Source organism: uncultured Oceanisphaera sp. (genome assembly GCF_947495715.1).
GTDB lineage: Bacteria > Pseudomonadota > Gammaproteobacteria > Enterobacterales > Aeromonadaceae > Oceanimonas > Oceanimonas sediminis.
In genome coordinates, this window is sequence record NZ_CANLZU010000008.1 from 14745 (window position 1) to 31839 (window position 17095).

Below are 17095 nucleotides of genomic sequence, written 5' to 3' on the forward strand. Positions count from 1 at the left end.
AAAATGCTCCTGCCGTTCCGGCATTCCCGCCCTCCCTGGCGGTCAGACGGCATTTCCCGAGCCCTCAGGGATGAGTTCATGGCGTGTCGTGGGAGGCGACTGTGTTGCCTCTGGCGATCCAATCCAATATCTGATCAGATACTTGATGTGATTGGTATTACTTCACGCAGGCTGTGGCAGGCTGCAAATCTATGCCACTATCTTGGTGTGAAAAACAGGGAGTTTGCCATGCTCGAGTTTCGCCATGTCTACAAGACCTACACCACCCCGCAGGGGCCACTTAGCGTGTTATCGGGGGTAAACCTGCAGCTTGGCGCCGGCGAAAGTCTGGCGTTGATGGGCGAGTCGGGCAGTGGCAAGTCGACGCTGCTGCACCTGGCCGCCGGGCTCGATTTGCCCGACCGGGGCGAGGTTCGCATCGGCAACCAGTCTCTGGCCGGGCTGGATGAAGCCGGTCGGGCGCGGGTGCGGCGCGAAACCATCGGCCTGGTGTTCCAGCAGTTTCATCTGGTTGCCAGCCTCAACGTGGCCGACAACTTGCGGCTGCAGGCCCGGCTGGCGGGGCGTGAAGACCCTGCCTGGTCGGCCCGGCTGCTGGAGCGATTGGGTCTGGCCGGACGCGAGCGCCACTATCCCGAGCAGCTGTCGGGTGGTCAGCAACAGCGTTTGGCCATTGGTCGTGCGCTGGTGTCTCGCCCGGCGTTGTTGCTGGCCGACGAGCCCACCGGTAACCTTGACGAAGCCACCGCCGAAACCGTGCTCGAACTGTTACTGGAGCTGGTTGCCGAAAGCGGCAGCAGCCTGCTGATGGTGACACACAGTCCCAAAGTCGCGGCCCCGCTGGATCGTCGAGTGGTGCTGCACCGGGGTCAACTGCTGGCCGACCCCGCTCAGAGCGGCTTGCCATGCGCCTGATGTGGGTGGCACTGGCGACGTTGTTATCGCACTACCGGCGCCACCCCGGCCAGTTGGCCATGCTGCTGTTGGGGCTCTGGGTGGCAGGGGCGCTATGGAGCGGTGTGCAGGCCATCAATGCCTCGGCGCGAGACAACTATGCACGGGCCGAGGCGCTGCTGGGCAGCGGTTTTGATCGTCTCGAACGTGACAATGGCCAGGCACTGACCCGGGGCGACTTCATTCAACTGCGCCGGGCAGGGGTACTGGTCTCGCCACTGCTTGAGGGCGAGCTGGTGACCGACAGCGGCAACACGCTCACCCTCATCGGAATCGATCCCCTCACGCTGCCCGGCGACAGCACCCTGGCCAGCACGCGAGCGACGGGGACGCTGCAGGACTTTATCATGCCGCCCTGGCAAACCCGGCTGGCGCCCGATACCCGCGTCGAGCTGGGCCCTGATCACACCCTGGCCGGTGGCACGCCGTTGCCACCATTGATCGAGGTGCCCGAACTACCGCCCAATACCCTGGTGATGGATATCGCCATTGCCGCCCGCTTGCTGGGAGTGGGCGAGGGGATCACCGCGCTGGTGAGCGCCGCAAACACCCTGCCTGCGGCCCCCGTCGGATTTACGCTGGTGCGGGCCGATACCCGGGCCAGCCCCGGTGATCTGACCCGAAGCTTTCACCTCAACCTTACGGCTATGGCGCTGCTGGCGCTGGTGGTGGGTTTGTTTATCGTGCAGGCGGCGCTGGGGCTGGCGCTTGAGCAACGCCTTGGGCTGTTGCGCACGCTACGTGCCCTTGGCGTGCCGGGCCGCACCCTGGTTGCTCTGCTGGCGCTGGAGTTGGTGCTGCTTGGGCTGTTGGGTGCGCTGGCCGGGCTGGTGAGCGGGCTGTGGCTGGCCGGCACCCTGCTTCCCGACGTGGCCGCCACCCTGCAAAACCTTTACGGCGCCGATGTTGGCAGCACGCTCAGCCTGCCCTGGCATTACTGGCTGGGCGGTATTGGGGTCACGCTGGGCGGCCTGTTTATTGCCGGCAGCGGCGTGCTGTGGCGGGCAAGCCGCCTCAGTGTGCTGGGGCTGGGGCAGGCGCAAAGCTGGCGCAGCGGTTTTCAGCGCCAACTGCGGCTGCAAACGCGGCTGGGCGGGGTGGCTGCGCTGTTGGCGTTGGCATTCGGGCTTTGGCTTGGCACCCGGCCCGGTGGCGAAGGATTGGGCGCGGGGTTCGGGCTGGTGGCGGCCATTATGTTGGCCGCGGCTCTGTGGTTGCCACCGCTGCTGGGCTGGCTGCTGAACGTGTTGCTTGGCGTACTCACTCGTTTTAATCGCCCGGGGCGAAGCTGGCCGCTTACCCAGTGGGCCCTGGCCGATGTGCAACTGCAGCTACCACGGCTGTCGCTGGCGATGATGGCACTGCTGATTGCGCTGGCTGCCAACCTGGGCGTCGGCAGCATGGTGGGCGGTTTTCGTCTGACCTTTCTCGACTGGCTCGATCAACGGCTGATGGCGGATCTTTACCTCAAGCCGCCGGCGGCCCGTTTTGCCGATATCGACAGCTGGCTTGCCCAGAACGATGCGGTCAAGGAGCGGCTGATCACCGCCGACGCCGAATCCCGGTTGCTCGAGATCACTGCCGACAACAACGCTCGCCGCTTAGGCCTGCCGCTCCCGGTATTCGGCATCACGCCGGGGCAAACGCTGATGGCCGACTGGCCGCTGCTCGCCACCCTTGATGATCGAGACGCCGCCTGGCTGGCGTTTCAGCGGGGCGAGGCCTTTATCAACGAGCAGCTGGCGCTGGGTGAGGGGATTGCGCTGGGCGACCGGCTCAGCCTGGCCACCCCCGGCGGCGTTGAAACGGTGATGGTGGTAGGCATTTACCCGGATTACGGTAACCCGCGGGGCGAGGTGGTGTTGGCTACCCCCCTGGTGCGGCGACTGTTCGGGGTGCCGCCGGCGGCCATCGGCATCGTGCTGCAGCCTGGCGAGAATGCCGGTTTGCTTCGTCGGCAGCTGACGGAGCGTTTCGACCTGACGCTGCAAAGCCTGCGAGATCAGCGCGAGATCAAAGCCACTGCAACCGCCATTTTCGAGCGCACCTTTGCCATTACCCGGGCGTTGAATGCCCTGACGCTGTCGGTGGCGGCCTTGGCGCTGCTGGCGTCTTTGCTGGCGCAAGCCCGGGAGCGGCGTCAACGCGTGGCAACATTGTGGGCGATGGGGGTACCACTGCGTCGGCTGCTGGGCATTCAGTTGGCTCAGCTGGCCGGTGTGTCGCTGGTAACCGGGCTGCTGGCCATTCCTCTGGGCATCGCTATTACCGCCTGCCTGGTGTGGGGCATCAATGTGGCGGCCTTTGGCTGGCGGCTGCCGCTGCATGTTTTTCCGGTTGAGATGAGCCTGACCGTGGCGATTGCCGTGCTGGTGGCCTTGTTGGCGGCGGCGCTGCCGATGTTCAAGCTGTGGCGCACGCCACCCCGGGCACTGCTGGCAGAGGAGGAAAACCCATGAACCCACCGAGCCCACGGCGTCGAGGTATGTTCATTCTGTGCCTGCTATCGCTCGGCGCCTGTGGCCCGGCGCCTGAACCCGGGTCCGAGTCTGGCGATGGTGCGGAGGCGAACAGGAGTAGCGACCGAGCCGGTTTTGCCGATCTGGGCGCAGCAGGCCAGGGCTACGCTCACGCCAGCCCCGCGACCGAACTCGTTTTCCCCGAAGATCACGGCCCGCATCCGGACTTTCGTATCGAGTGGTGGTATCTCACCGCCAACCTGGAAGACGAGAACGGCGAGCCGCTGGGCATGCAGTGGACCTTGTTCCGCCAGGCGCAGCAGCCAAAAGCACCGGCTGCCGGCACCAATACTGTCGGTCAGGCAAACACCGATCCCTGGGCTGCGGATCAACTGTGGATGGCGCACATGGCGCTGTCTCGTGGTGAACGCCATCGTGTGGCCGAACGCTTCGCACGGGGAACTCGAGAGCCTTTACCCGATGCCGCGCAGCAGGCGGGGGTGACGGCCCGGCCCTTTCGTGCCTGGCTGGATGACTGGCGGCTGGAAAGTCTGACCACGGCAGCCGGCGGCGATGCCCTGGACAAGCTTATGCTGACCGCGCAAGCCGAAGACGAAAAGGGCCCCTTTGGTTATCAACTGAAGCTGGAGGCCGACGGGCCGCTGGTGCGCCATGGCATCAATGGCTTTAGCCAGAAGTCGGCCGACGGGCAGGGTTCCATGTATTACAGCCAGCCCTTTTATCGCGTCAGCGGAGAGGTGTGGCTTAACGGCGAGCGGGTGGCGGTGAGCGGACGAGCCTGGCTGGACCGGGAATGGAGCAGCCAGCTATTGAGCGCCGGCCAGACCGGCTGGGACTGGTTTTCTCTGCACCTCGACAGCGGCGCCCGGCTGATGGTCTTTCGCCTGCGCGGCGGGGGTGAAAACCACGATGACTATCTTTCCGGCAGCTGGATCACTCCCGATGGCGAGGTCTCGCCGCTCAATACCGACGCGTTCACCCTGGTGCCGCAGGCGTTTGCCACGGCTTCCGGCCATCGCGTGCCGGTGCGCTGGCGCCTGACGCTACCCGATCAGAACCTTGAGCTCGAGATAACGGCGCGTCACGCCAATCGCTGGATGAACACTTCTGTGCCCTACTGGGAAGGCGCGGTCGGCGTCACCGACGCGGTCAGTGGCGCACCGCGCGGCCAGGGCTATCTGGAGATGACCGGGTATTGATACCAGCAGGCAGTCGGCACGGGGCTGGTAGCTGTTTATAAAAAACCGATGGCGGCGAGTTACCATGCGGGCTCGCTCGCCGTCAGCCCCTGTATTTATCCCTTGCTGGTCGGGTAGGGGATAAACTCGTCGGCATCGTTTTTTATGATGGGGAACCGTCGCGCCTTCCATTGCATTTTTGCCGCCTCAATGCGCTCTTTGCTGCTGGACACGAAGTTCCAGTCCATATATCGACTGCCGATATCATCACCCCCAATCAGCGCTATTTGGGTGTCTTGTTCGGCTTTGATGACGACATCTTCATCATCATTCAGTACCACCATGGTATGCCGAGGCACCCGGGTGTCACGCAGGCTGATGTCGCCGTTCAGCACATACAGGCCTCGCTGGGCCGCATTCGGCAATTCGAGGGTTTGTCCTTCTTTTAACCGGGCCTCGATATAGAGCGTCGGGCTGAATGTCCGCACGGGTGATATTGCACCATAAGCCGCTCCCATCATGATCCGGACCGACACGTCATTCAGGTTCACCCTGGGCAAGTCGTCGGCGGGGTAGTGGTAAAAGGCAGGATCCGTTTCTTCGTCCTTTTCCGGCAGGGCCAGCCAGAGCTGCAGCCCATGCACCGTATGAGGCCTGTTTTTCACCTCCGGCGGCTCCCGTTCGGAATGAACCATGCCCGACCCCGTCACCATCAGGTTGAGATCGCCGGGGCGAATCAGCTGTTCGCTGCCAATGGAGTCCCGGTGCACTATCTCACCCTCGAACAAATAGGTAACGGTGGCAATATTGATGTGGGGGTGAGGCCGTACATCAATGCCGTCTCCGACGGCAAAGGTGGCAGGCCCCATGTGGTCGAAAAACACCCAGGGGCCAATTTGCCTGATGGCCTGATTGGGCAGGGTTCTGCGCACGCAAAACCCGCCGAGATCCTTGTCTCTGGGGTGAATGAGTTGTTGAATGGCACCGCATCCGGCCACCAGATCACACTGCTCTGTTACCGTTTGCCGTGGGTTACTCATGAGTGGTCTCCGAAGGCTTGAGTGTGTGAGTCAGTGTGATCAAGGATGTGATCAACTTACCGATAAAGTCGCGGCTAGTGGGGTCTGCAAGCCGTCCCTGGTCATCGAATTTATCATGAGCGCCGGCGATCATCACTTCGGGTTTGTTCACGAAATGTACGTCGAGACTCACCATGATCTGGCGCAGATGGTATTGCGCTCTGGCACCGCCGAACAAGCTTATGCTTGAACTCATGATGGCGGCGGGCTTGCCGGCAAAGGGCTGTGGCTTCTGTCGGGACAACCAGTCGATGGCATTTTTTAATACGCCGGGCACCGAGTAATTGTACTCGGGCGTAGAGAACAGAATGGCATCGGCGGCCATCACCTTTTCTGCCAGCTGAAGCACGGCCTGCGGTGCCTTGTCGCCATCCAGCTCCTGGTTGTACAGCGGCAGGGTACCGATATCGAGCAGTTCAATGTCACAGTTCTCTGGTGCCATCTCCATGGCCACCCGAATCGCTGCCGTGTTGTATGAGTCCTTACGTAAGCTGCCCGAAAAGGCGACGATGCGAGTTTTATTGCTCATGATTAACCTCCGGATAAAGTGAAGCAGGGTGTGCCTGCGCTCAGCCTGATTGACGTATTTTGCAGACTAAAACGGCGGTGTTCCTGTTACTGCTTCTTGAAAGGGTGGCACACAAGGCTCGGCACACAAGGTGCGGGTGGAACATCGGCTCGTCATGCTGGCCCTGTGATCATGAGTGTCAGCCCGAAACCCCGCCCCGTGCAACCGGCGGTCTGAGCGGCGCTCATATAAAAAAGGCCGGGCATTGCCCGGCCTTGTTGCGTATGGAGTCTGGCTCAGTGGTTGTCGTTGGGCGCATCGTCAGAGACCGCCGGCTTGGCCTTTTCCGCCATCACCTGTTCACCGGATCTGGCATGCCCGCCGGGACGGCCATCGATATCGAAGTCCTGCTGCATCACCCGCAGGTTGGCAGAGGGCGCTTCGCCTTCTTTGCCCACACCAAAATACACTGTGCTGTGGGGGAAGGGGATTTCGATGCCGGCGCTGTCGAAGTACAGCTTCACCAGTCGGTTATAGGCGCGGCCTACTGCCCATTGCATGCCCGGGGTAGTCTTGATACGTACCCGGATGTTGACCGAGCTGTCGGCCAGGGCGATCACACCGGCCACTTCCAGCGGCGCCAGTACCTCGTGCTTGTTGTCTTCGCTGGCGGCCAGTTCGTCGAAGGCGTTCTGTAGCTGCGTGATGGCGTCATCTATATTCTCGCGATACGCCACGCGGTATTCACCCACATGGAAGGCGAACTCGCGCATGTAGTTGGACACCGTATCCACGCTGGAAAACGGAATGATGTGGTAGGTGCCGCTGAGATCACGAATGCCCACCGAGCGAATGCTGAGCTTTTCGGCGGTGCCGGTAATGCCGCCCACCGTCACCACGTCGCCGGTATTCATGGCGTTTTCTATCTGGATGAAGATACCGGTAATGATGTCCTGCACCAGTTTCTGGGCACCAAAGCCGATGGCCAGGCCCAGCACACCGGCACCGGCGATAAGCGGACCTATATTAATGCCGATCTCCGCCAGCGCTATCATGGCGGTCATGGTCACCAGGGTGACCGCCAGCGCACTGCGAAACAGCAACAGCAGGGTTTGCACCCGGGCAGAAGGCTCGCCACCGCCGGTTTCGGGGTTGAGCTTGTGCTCAATCATGCTGGCAAAGGCGACCCAGAGCGCGGCGGCCACAGACAGTATGATGGCAACCCCAATCAACTTGCCCATGAGCTTGCCGCCGGACTCGGAGGCATACCAGGCCGCCAGATCCAATGCCTGCCAGGCATTGAGTACCAGCAGAATGGCGGCAATGACGATCAACAAGCGAAGAAAGCGCAGGGCGTTGGGCACATAGCTGTTGATTCGTGCCTCCAGCAGCGGCAGCTTGCGGCGCAATTCGGCCGAGAGGGTAATGCGTCGGCCTATGGTCTGGCTCAGCAGGCTGGAAAGCAGTATGCCCAGCACCACTATGCCCAGAGTCTTGAGGGTGGCAAACAGCACAAAGGGCAGGGCTTCTGCCGGGCTGAGCAGCGTTAACACCAGCACCACCAGAAAGTAGGTCAGGGCGATAAGATGCCAGGTGCGAGACAGCAGGATCAGACTGAACTGGCCCGCGGCAATGGTGCTTTTTTCGGCTCTGGCACGAATGGCATGGCGCAGTCGCAGACGATTTTTCAGGATCACCGCCACCGCATAGAAGAAGGCACCAAACATGATCAGCGTATTCACGCTCTGGCCCAGGGTGGGCGAGATATTGATGTTGATCAGGGGTTCCAGCACCATAACACCATAGCCGACCAGGCCGATGAGCAGGGCCAGCCAGCGATTCCAGTATTCAGCTTCGCTTGAGTCGACAGGTAACAGCCGCAGCCCTTCATAACGGGAAGAAAACAGCATCCGCAGCCCGGCCTTGAGCAGCTCGATCACCATAAAGGCATTAAGAAACAGCGACGCCTGGGTGGTCAGCTCGCCGATTTCTCCCACCATAAAGGCCGCCACCAGGTTACCGCCCACATAGGCCAGCGCCACGGCCAGTACATCGACGGCACTGGCCAGCGCCACACATACCACCAGCCGCAGTACCGGCGTTTTACCTTCTCCGTGACGTGACCAGTGAGCGAGGCGTCTGAACAAGGGGCCGGCCAGTCGGCGTAGCAGCCAGAACAGCACCAGGGTGGCCAGTATCACCAGCCCCAGATTGATGCTGGCGCTCATGAAGGCGGCCGTATCGAAACGGCCATTGTCACCTGCTACATTGCCGTCCAACAGGTTCGTCGTCACTTCGATCAGGTTATTGAGCTGATCGCCGAGACCGCCGGCAATCTGGCTGGTGGTTTCAGCCAACTGGCTGGGCAGGGTGGGCTCGGCCGGTTCGGCAGCGTCACTGGCCGCTGCCTTGGTCGAAGGGGCCTGTTGTTCGGCCATGCTGCGTAGTTCATCGATCAGTTTTTGGCGGGATTGCTCGTTTTCCAGTATCTCGGCCAGGGCATCGTAAGGCGGAGCCGTGGTGGTATCCTGGGTTTGGGCATGCGCCATACTCGAGAAGGGAGCACAGAGCAGCCACAGGGTCAGCAGAGTGAGTCTTGAAAACAGGTTCACCAGTGGCCTCCGGTTGGCGGTCAGCGTGTGGGTTTATTTCATTGCTTATATAAATATTCACGAATAAACAAGGCGATTGGGCAGGGTAACACATAGAAAATGACGTGTTAAATTTCAATCACTTGCAAAGCCGCGGCGCAAAGAAAAGCCACCCACACGCTTGCTGTCACCGCCTCAGTAGGCGCCCTCGCTGTAAATCAGCTCGTAGCTGTGGCTGTAAATCTCCAGAATATTGCCGAACGGGTCTTCCATGTAGATCATGCGGTAGGGCTTTTTGCCGGGATAGTAATAGCGCGGCTTTTCCATCCGTTTTTTGCCGCCGGCGGCCACAATGCGCTCGGCCAGCTCTTCTAGGTTCGGGTCTTGCACGCAAAAGTGGAAGATGCCGGTTTTCCAGTACTCGAAATTGTCTTCCGGGTTGACCTGATTGTTGAACTGAAACAGTTCTACGCCAATGCGGTCGCCGGTGGACAGGTGAGCGATTTTAAAGCTTTTCCATTGTGCGCCGAATACCTCGGTACACATTTCGCCGATGGCGCTGTCATCTTCGGTGATCTCGGTAGGCGCCATGATCAGGTACCAGCCCATCACCTCGGTATAGAAGGTAACGGCGGCGTCCAGGTCGGGTACCGAAATGCCGATGTGTGAGAAGTTTCTCGGGTATACGTTAGCCATGGTTTGTTCTCCTGATTGGTTGGTATCAGATTACAAAGGCCTGATGATTACGTAAAATTATCATCTGTCATGAAGATGAGTATGTTTGGTTATGATTAATCCGGTCTGGCTACGAAGCTTTTGCACCCTGGTCGAAGTGGGGCATTTCACCCGCACCGCAGAGCGGCTGCACATGACGCAATCCGGCGTGAGCCAGCATGTAAAAAAGCTTGAAGAGCAGCTGGCGCGACCCCTGCTGATCCGGCAAGGCAAGCAGTTCACGCTGACCGAGGCGGGCGAGCGCTTGTATCGTGAGGCGCGTGCGATTATTCGCTCGCTGACCAACCTTGAGCAGTTGGTGGGGGAAGACCCTCCCTATGAGGGCCTGGTGCGGCTGATGTCGCCGGGCAGTGTGGGCCTCAAGTTGTATCCTCATCTGCTGGAGCTGCAATGCCGGCACTCGGGGTTGATTATCGATTATCGCTTTGCACCCAACGCCGACGTAGAAAAAGCCATCGCGAGCGATGGCGTGGACGTCGGCTTTATGACCCGCCTCGCCACGCTGGATGAGGTACGTTGCCAGCCCATTGCCGAAGAATCCCTGCTGCTGGTCACGCCGGCGACGGTGAAGGACCCCAGCTGGTCCACCTTGCTGCAGCTGGGTTTTATCGATCATCCCGACGGGGCCCACCATGCCGGCCTGCTGCTGGGGGCCAACTACCCCGAGTTTCAACACAGCAATCTGTTTGAAAAAAAGGGATTTTCCAACCAGATCAACCTGATTCTGGAGCCGGTGAGCAGGGGGCTGGGGTTTACCGTCTTGCCGGCCCATGCGGTGGCCGCGTTTCAACAACCACAGCGGGTGAACAGCCATCCATTGAGTCATCCGGTGAGTGAGATCCTCTATCTCGGGGTCAACCGCAACCGTGCCTTGCCCAACCGGGTACACAGCGTGATGGCCGAGGCGAGAAAATGGCTGTAATACCAAACAGACCCTGCATAACGTATCTATTTGGTTGCGTGACAAAGATAGGGGAGCACGACGGCGGTGCAACTTCATGGATTACATCTTATGCCTTTCGTTTTTCATCGCGTAGTATGATGAAACAGGCAACATCAAGGGCGAGCGAGGCTGGATGATCTCTGTATTTCTGATCAATACCCTGGTGGTGGCGGTATCCGTGATGGTGCATTACGAATTTCTTTACCGTATCACCCTGTTCATTCCCAGCATGAAGATAAACCATCGCTATCGCATCGTGTTTGGGGTTTGCGGCTCGTTAATCGCCCACGCCTTCGAAATCTGGATATTTGCCATTGCCTATTACTTAATGAATAGAAGCGATGGCTGGGGGAATTTGAGCGGAAGCTTCGATGGCAGCCTGATGGACTGCGCCTACTTTTCATTCACGGTGTTCACCACCCTGGGCTTTGGTGACATTGAGCCCAATGGCGAGCTGAGGTATTTAACGGGCATAGAGTCGTTGACCGGCCTGGTACTCATTACCTGGACGGCCTCATTTTTGTACTTTGAAATGCAACGGCACTGGGGCGTTGGCAAAGACACCTAACCGGTTCATTCAACACGATTCAATATCGCAGAGTAGTCCGTATCCAAGAGAGACACGAAAGAGAGTGCCATGAAAAACATCGCTGAAAACATGCCTGCGGATCTGTCGAGGGAGCATTTTCTTGACCTGCTCAACACGCCGAATGTTCGCATAGAGCGCATCGTGTCCAGGGGGCACAGTTCACCCGAGACGGGTTGGTACGATCAGGATGAAGACGAGTGGGTCATGGTGCTGCAAGGCGAGGGCACCCTGGCGTTTGCAGATGGCCGGGTTGTTACCCTCAACAACGGCGATTTCATTCATATTCCCGCCCATTGCCGGCATAAGGTCAGCCATACCCGCCCAAACGACATGACCGTGTGGTTGGCGATCTTTTTCAGCCCGGCAGAGTAAGACCGAGGCCAGCAAAACATGGAACTCATCTTTTTAGGCACCTCGTCGGGATCGCCGACCAAGAGCCGCAACGTCTCGGGGCTGGCGCTGAAAAAGGTTGGTGCCAGGCCCTGGATTCTGATCGACTGTGGCGAGGGGACCCAGCACCGGCTATTGCATACTCCCTTGTCGCTGAATAATTTGCAGGCCATCTGCATCACCCATATGCATGGCGATCACTGCTACGGGCTGCCGGGTCTGCTGGCCAGCGCGGCCATGTCGGGGCGCACTGCGCCGCTCACCATCATCGGGCCCGCCGCCCTGCAGGGCTGGATAGCGGCCACTCAGCAGGCCACGCACCTGACCTTGCCTTATTCGCTACATTTTATCGACGTCGCGGCCCTGACCGGAGTCGTGGCGATGAAGGGGTTTGATATTTCGGCGTTGCCCTTGTCGCACCGGGTACCGTCGTTTGGTTATGAATTTGTCGAGACCGGATTGCCCCGTAAGCTGGATGTGGCAAAGCTGAAAGCAGACGGTATTGCATCCGGGCCCGAGTGGGGGCGGCTGCAGCGGGGCGAGCGGGTCACGCTGGCGGATGGTCGGGTGCTTGACGGCCATGACTACCAGCTGGCTATGAGAGTACCGCGCAAGGTGATTATCGGTGGTGATAACGACAATCCGGCCCTGCTTGCCGAGTGTGTTCATTCGGCCAATGTGCTGGTGCACGAGGCGACCTTTACCCAGGCCATCGCCAGCAAGGTGGGGCCCGGGCCGCAGCACAGCTCGGCCATGGCCATCGCGCAATTTGCCGCCGAGGCCTCGGTGCCAAACCTGATCCTGACCCATTTCAGCCCGCGTTATAAAGATGGCGGTCCGGGAATCAGCATCCGGGATATCGAGCAGGAGGCGAGGGCGCATTACGGCGGCAAGCTGTTTCTGGCCCGGGATCTGGAGGTGTTTCATCTGAATCGTGAAGGGGAGCTGAGTCGTATGCAGGATGGAGCTCCTGCCTTCGCGGGGATGACGGCGAGATAAATGTGCCGATTGGTGCCGCAGTATTGACTGTCGTAGGGTCGAATTTATTCGACCAATGGTGTTGTCAGATGGTCTGCTGGTCGATTGAAATCTACCCTACGAGGCACTGTACGCTGCATAAGCGGGCAACCGTTTCGTGTAGGGTCGCCTTATTTCGATAGAGAGTATTCGACCAATGGCGTTGCCTGTCGACAGGGTAGTCCAATACATCGGACCTACGAGAGCGGTGATCATGAGCGAAGCCCGGGTACGAAAAAGGCCCCACCGAAGTAGGGCCTGCATCACTCGAGCGTTGCTCTACATCAGGTCAGATCGAATCGGTCTGAATGCATCACCTTGTTCCAGGCGGAAACAAAGTCACACACAAACCGCTCCTTGGCGTCGGCCTGGGCATACACTTCTGCCACCGCCCGCAACTGGGAGTTGGAGCCGAAGATCAGATCGACCCGGGTGGCGGTCCACTTCACGTTGCCGGTCTTTCTGTCACGTCCCTCAAACAGATCCTCTTCACCGGCGGCGGGCTGCCACACCGTGTTCATGTCGAGCAGATTCACGAAGAAGTCGTTGCTCAGGGTTTGTGGGTGTCGGGTAAAGACGCCGTGTTGCGACTGGCGATAATTGGCATCCAGCACCCGCATGCCGCCCACCAGCGCCGTCATTTGTGGCGCCGTCAGTTGCAGCAGCTGCGCCTTGTCGATCAGCATTTCTTCATCCGACACCGTGAATTTGGTGCGGCGATAGTTACGAAAGCCGTCTGCTTGTGGCTTGAGCGGCGCAAAGGCGTCTACGTCGGTTTGCTCTTGTGAAGCATCGGTGCGCCCGGGTATAAAAGGCACATCAACGGGGCAGCCGGCATCCTTGGCGGCCTGCTCGATGGCGGCGGCGCCACCCAGTACGATGAGATCCGCCAGCGATACCCGCTTGTTGCCGATTTGCGCCTTATTGAAGTCGCTGCGTATGCCTTCCAGTACCTTCAACACTTTGGCCAGTTGCTCGGGCTGGTTCGCTTCCCAGTCTTTCTGCGGGGCCAGGCGCAGGCGGGCACCATTGGCACCGCCGCGTTTGTCGGAGCCACGGAAGGTGGAGGCCGATGCCCAGGCGGTGGCCACCAGCTCGGAGATCGACAGCCCGGATGCCAACAGCGTGCTTTTCAGGTCGGCGATGTCCTGCTCGTTCACCAGCTCGTGCTCGACCACCGGCACCGGATCTTGCCAGATCAGTTCTTCTGCCGGTACCTCGGGGCCCAGGTAGCGCGAAATGGGGCCCATATCGCGGTGGGTCAGTTTGTACCAGGCGCGGGCAAAGGCGTCGGCGAACTCGTCCGGGTTGGCATGAAAGTGCTCTGAAATGCGGCGATACTCCGGATCCTCCCGCATCGCCATGTCGGCCGTCGACATCATGGGCGCGTGGCGTTTTCCTGGGTGGTGAGCATCCGGTACCGTGTCTTTGGCAGACGCATCTTTCGGTGTCCACTGGTGGGCGCCGGCCGGGCTCTTGGTCAGCTCCCACTCGTAGCCGAACAGGGTGTCGAAGTAGCTCATGTCCCACTGGGTTGGGGTAGAGGTCCAGGCGCCTTCCAGACCGCTGGTAATGGTGTCTTCGCCTTTGCCGCTGCCCAGGTTGTTGATCCAGCCCAAGCCCATTTCTTCCATGGGGGCGGCTTCCGGTTCCGGACCTACATGCGCGGGATCGCCGGCGCCGTGGGTTTTACCGAAGGTGTGGCCACCGGCGGTGAGGGCGACCGTTTCATAGTCGTCCATCGCCATGCGGGCGAAGGTTTCTCGAATGTCGCGGGCAGAGGCGAGCGGATCCGGGTTGCCATCCGGGCCCTCGGGGTTGACGTAAATCAGGCCCATCTGCACCGCGGCGAGCGGATTTTCGAGTTGGCGATCGCCCGAGTAGCGGCTGTTGGCCTTGTCGCTGGTGGCCAGCCACTCTTCTTCTGCGCCCCAGTAAATGTCTTCTTCCGGCTCCCAGATGTCTTCACGGCCACCGGCAAAGCCGAAGGTCTTGAAGCCCATGGACTCCAGCGCCACGTTGCCGGTCAGGATCATCAGGTCGGCCCACGACAGCTTGTTGCCGTACTTTTGCTTGATGGGCCACAGCAGACGGCGGGCTTTGTCCAGGTTGCCGTTGTCGGGCCAGCTGTTGAGCGGGGCAAAGCGTTGCGAGCCGCTGCCGGCACCGCCACGGCCATCGCCGATGCGATAGGTGCCGGCGCTGTGCCAGGCCATGCGAATGAAGAAGGGGCCGTAATGGCCGTAGTCGGCCGGCCACCAGTCCTGCGAGTCGGTCATCAGGGTATGCAGGTCTTGTTTGACTGCCGCCAGATCGAGCGTTTTAAACGCCTCGGCGTAGTTGAAGTGCTCGCCCAGGGGGCTCATGTTGGCGGGGTTTTGGTGCAGTACCTTGAGGTTTAGCTGGTTTGGCCACCAGTGACGATTGGCCGAGGCCTTGTCACCCAAGCTGGTGTGAGATCCGTGCATGACCGGGCATTTTCCGGCGTTGCCTGCGTCGTGTTTATTTTCGCTCATCAATTATTTCTCCAGAGTTGGTGATACTAATTGAACTGCTCATTAAAACCGATGATTTGTCACCGCCGGTGTTTACACCGGCTTGTCGCCGTCTTGTTCTGATAGGTATAACATTCCTGTGCCGGTAACTTAAATTGCTTGTCCTTATCAATGCGATAGTTTCTGTGTATCGTCCGCTGCGGCACCGACATTTTCAACCCCATCACATGAGGCCACATGGACGAACGTCAGTTTTTAGAAAGACCCACCAAACAGGCCATGCGCGCACTCCCCGAGTTTAGCGGCCTGTCACTGGATCATATTCATCTGGTTGAGACGGAGAAAGACGCGCGTTTTGCGCGAGAGCAGCTGAATAAATACAGCCACCTCGGTTTTGATACCGAGAGCAAGCCGACCTTTATGGTGGGTGAGGCCAGCACCGGCCCGCATCTGGTACAGCTGGCGACGCCCGAACACGGTTTTTTGTTTGCGGCACGCCACCTGGCGGACAATGAAGCAGGCCGGGAACTGCTGGCCGACATCATGCAGTCGCAACACATCATCAAGGTCGGATTCGGGCTCAAGTCGGATCGGGGGCCGGTGCAGCGCCTGCTGGGGGTGGAGCTGCACGCCACCATTGAGCTGTCGGGAGCGGTCAAGCGGTTGGGGTATCGCCAGCAAGTGGGGTTGCAGGCTGCGGTGGCCATTGTGCTGGGCGAGTATCTGCCAAAGTCCAGAAAGGTGACGCTGTCGAACTGGGCGGCAGAGTCGTTATCTGCCGCCCAGCAGCGTTATGCCGCCAACGATGCTTATGCCGGCCTGCGGGTGTATCAGGTCCTGGCCCACAGGTCACCGCAGCTGCTGCCGCCGATCTGAAACCGGTACGGGTCTGTTGCGGTATGCGTCACATGATTTGCGAACCGGGTAGGCCCCGCATATTTTAAAGGGTCTGAAGCTGCTCCCGCTTATCCAGAGCACCGGACCAAAGAGTCAGCAACAGGGCCAGCACCACGATCAAGGCTCCAACCCAGGGCGTATCTGTCAATGACATACGCTCTATGATGACGCCACCCATAACAGAGCCAAATGCGATCCCGACATTGAACGCGGCGATGTTGAGCCCCGACGCCACGTCTACCGAATGTGGCGTATGTTTCTCGGCCAGTTGAACCACATAAACCTGCAAACCGGGCACGTTACCGAAGGCAAAAGCGCCCCAGATTAACACGGTCAGCACGGCGGCGAGCTGATGACCGGCAGTGAAGGTGAACACCAGTAACACCAGCGCCAGCGCAGAAAAGATAATGTACAGCGCCTTGATCGGGCCGAGCCGGTCGGCCAGACGTCCACCCCAGATATTTCCGACGGCTACGGATACGCCGTATACCAGCATGATGAGGCCGATGGCGGCGGACTCGAAGCCGGCTACCTGTTCCAGTATCGGCGCCAGGTAGGTGAAGGCCACGAAAGTGCCGCCATAGCCCACCGCCGTCATGGCATATACCAGCAGCAGTCGTGGCTGGGTCAGCACGCCGAGCTGTTGCGAGAGACGAACCGGGGCTGACTGCTTCAGGTTGGTCGGTATCAGCAGTGCGCTGCCGAGCAGAGCGATCAGCCCCAGCACCGAAACGGCCAGAAAGGTGGCCTGCCAGCCGGCATTCTGGCCAATCCAGGTACCGAGAGGCACGCCGGTCACCAGCGCGACCGTCAGTCCGGTAAACATGATGGCGATGGCACTGGCTTTCTTTTCTTTGCTGACCAGTCCGGTGGCAATGGTCGAGCCTATCGAGAAGAATACCCCATGCGCCAGCCCGGTTAGAATGCGGGCGGTGATCAGCAATGAGTAGCTGGGGGCCATCCAGGCCAACAGGTTGCCTGCTACAAACAACGCCATGACCGACAGCAGCACCGTTTTTCGGTTCCAGCGCCCGGTCAAGGCTGTCAGCACCGGGGCGCCGATGGCCACGCCCAGCGCATACAGGCTGACCAGCAAGCCGGCCGAAGGAAGGGTGACGCCCAGATCCTGGGCGATAGTGGGTACCAGACCGACAATAACAAACTCGGTGGTACCGATGGCAAATGCACTGAGCGTCAGAGCAAAAAGCGCGAGAGGCATAATGGTTTCCGCGTGATTGA

At 59.9% G+C, this 17095-nt stretch carries 14 protein-coding genes; 8 read left to right on the plus strand and 6 right to left on the minus strand.

Annotation, left to right across the window (positions count from 1 at the left end):
- Positions 1 to 228 precede the first annotated feature (228 nt).
- Genes Q0753_RS06380 through Q0753_RS06390 form a run of 3 tightly spaced genes read left to right on the plus strand, consistent with a single transcriptional unit; the run spans position 229 to position 4633 of the window.
- The gene (locus Q0753_RS06380) at positions 229 to 915 is read left to right on the plus strand and encodes an ABC transporter ATP-binding protein (RefSeq protein ID WP_298718660.1); all 687 of its coding nucleotides are present in this window, start codon (positions 229 to 231) and stop codon (positions 913 to 915) included.
- On the plus strand, positions 906 to 3413 hold the full coding sequence (locus tag Q0753_RS06385; RefSeq protein WP_298718662.1) for an FtsX-like permease family protein: 2508 nt from the start codon (positions 906 to 908) through the stop codon (positions 3411 to 3413). The genes Q0753_RS06380 and Q0753_RS06385 overlap by 10 nt, the downstream gene beginning before the upstream one ends.
- Positions 3414 to 3439: 26 nt before the next feature.
- Positions 3440 to 4633: a lipocalin-like domain-containing protein gene (locus Q0753_RS06390; protein WP_298718664.1), complete on the plus strand. Its 1194-nt coding sequence runs from the start codon at positions 3440 to 3442 to the stop codon at positions 4631 to 4633.
- A 95-nt stretch (positions 4634 to 4728) separates the two neighbouring features.
- On the opposite strand, the gene Q0753_RS06395 is transcribed toward Q0753_RS06390, so the two are convergent.
- The 4 genes from Q0753_RS06395 to Q0753_RS06410 form a co-directional block, all read right to left on the minus strand.
- Positions 4729 to 5652: a pirin family protein gene (locus tag Q0753_RS06395; RefSeq protein WP_298718666.1), complete on the minus strand. Its 924-nt coding sequence runs from the start codon at positions 5650 to 5652 to the stop codon at positions 4729 to 4731.
- Positions 5645 to 6220 (minus strand): NADPH-dependent FMN reductase, encoded by a 576-nt coding sequence (locus tag Q0753_RS06400; RefSeq protein ID WP_298718668.1) that lies wholly within the window; start codon positions 6218 to 6220, stop codon positions 5645 to 5647. Before Q0753_RS06400 ends, Q0753_RS06395 begins: the two co-directional genes overlap by 8 nt.
- Before the next feature lie 275 nt (positions 6221 to 6495).
- The gene (gene ybiO, locus Q0753_RS06405) at positions 6496 to 8811 is read right to left on the minus strand and encodes a mechanosensitive channel protein (RefSeq protein WP_298718670.1); all 2316 of its coding nucleotides are present in this window, start codon (positions 8809 to 8811) and stop codon (positions 6496 to 6498) included.
- A gap of 174 nt (positions 8812 to 8985) precedes the next feature.
- A complete protein-coding gene (locus Q0753_RS06410; protein ID WP_298718672.1) occupies positions 8986 to 9486 on the minus strand; it encodes a lactoylglutathione lyase family protein in 501 nt (166 codons plus the stop codon).
- Positions 9487 to 9577: 91 nt separating this feature from the next.
- On the opposite strand from Q0753_RS06410, the gene Q0753_RS06415 reads away from it, so the two are divergent.
- The 4 genes from Q0753_RS06415 (at position 9578) to Q0753_RS06430 (ending at position 12446) form a co-directional block, all read left to right on the plus strand.
- Complete coding sequence (locus Q0753_RS06415; protein ID WP_298718674.1) at positions 9578 to 10447, plus strand: LysR family transcriptional regulator; 870 nt, start codon at positions 9578 to 9580, stop codon at positions 10445 to 10447.
- Positions 10448 to 10601: 154 nt separating this feature from the next.
- Positions 10602 to 11036 carry a potassium channel family protein gene (locus Q0753_RS06420; RefSeq protein WP_298718676.1) on the plus strand — a complete coding sequence of 145 codons (435 nt, stop codon included), beginning with the start codon at positions 10602 to 10604 and terminating at the stop codon, positions 11034 to 11036.
- Between the two features lie 69 nt (positions 11037 to 11105).
- Positions 11106 to 11429, plus strand: a complete 324-nt coding sequence (locus Q0753_RS06425) for a cupin domain-containing protein (RefSeq protein ID WP_298718678.1) — start codon at positions 11106 to 11108, stop codon at positions 11427 to 11429.
- Between the two features lie 18 nt (positions 11430 to 11447).
- Positions 11448 to 12446, plus strand: a complete 999-nt coding sequence (locus tag Q0753_RS06430; protein ID WP_298718680.1) for a ribonuclease Z — start codon at positions 11448 to 11450, stop codon at positions 12444 to 12446.
- 302 nt (positions 12447 to 12748) lie between these two features.
- Here Q0753_RS06430 and katG read toward each other — a convergent pair whose 3' ends face one another.
- Positions 12749 to 14980, minus strand: coding sequence for a catalase/peroxidase HPI (gene katG, locus Q0753_RS06435; RefSeq protein ID WP_298718683.1), 2232 nt, complete (start codon positions 14978 to 14980; stop codon positions 12749 to 12751).
- A 216-nt stretch (positions 14981 to 15196) separates the two neighbouring features.
- On the opposite strand from katG, the gene Q0753_RS06440 reads away from it, so the two are divergent.
- Positions 15197 to 15835 carry a 3'-5' exonuclease gene (locus tag Q0753_RS06440; protein WP_298718685.1) on the plus strand — a complete coding sequence of 213 codons (639 nt, stop codon included), beginning with the start codon at positions 15197 to 15199 and terminating at the stop codon, positions 15833 to 15835.
- Positions 15836 to 15899: 64 nt separating this feature from the next.
- On the opposite strand, the gene Q0753_RS06445 is transcribed toward Q0753_RS06440, so the two are convergent.
- Positions 15900 to 17075, minus strand: a complete 1176-nt coding sequence (locus tag Q0753_RS06445; RefSeq protein ID WP_298718687.1) for an MFS transporter — start codon at positions 17073 to 17075, stop codon at positions 15900 to 15902.
- Positions 17076 to 17095: the final 20 nt, after the last annotated feature.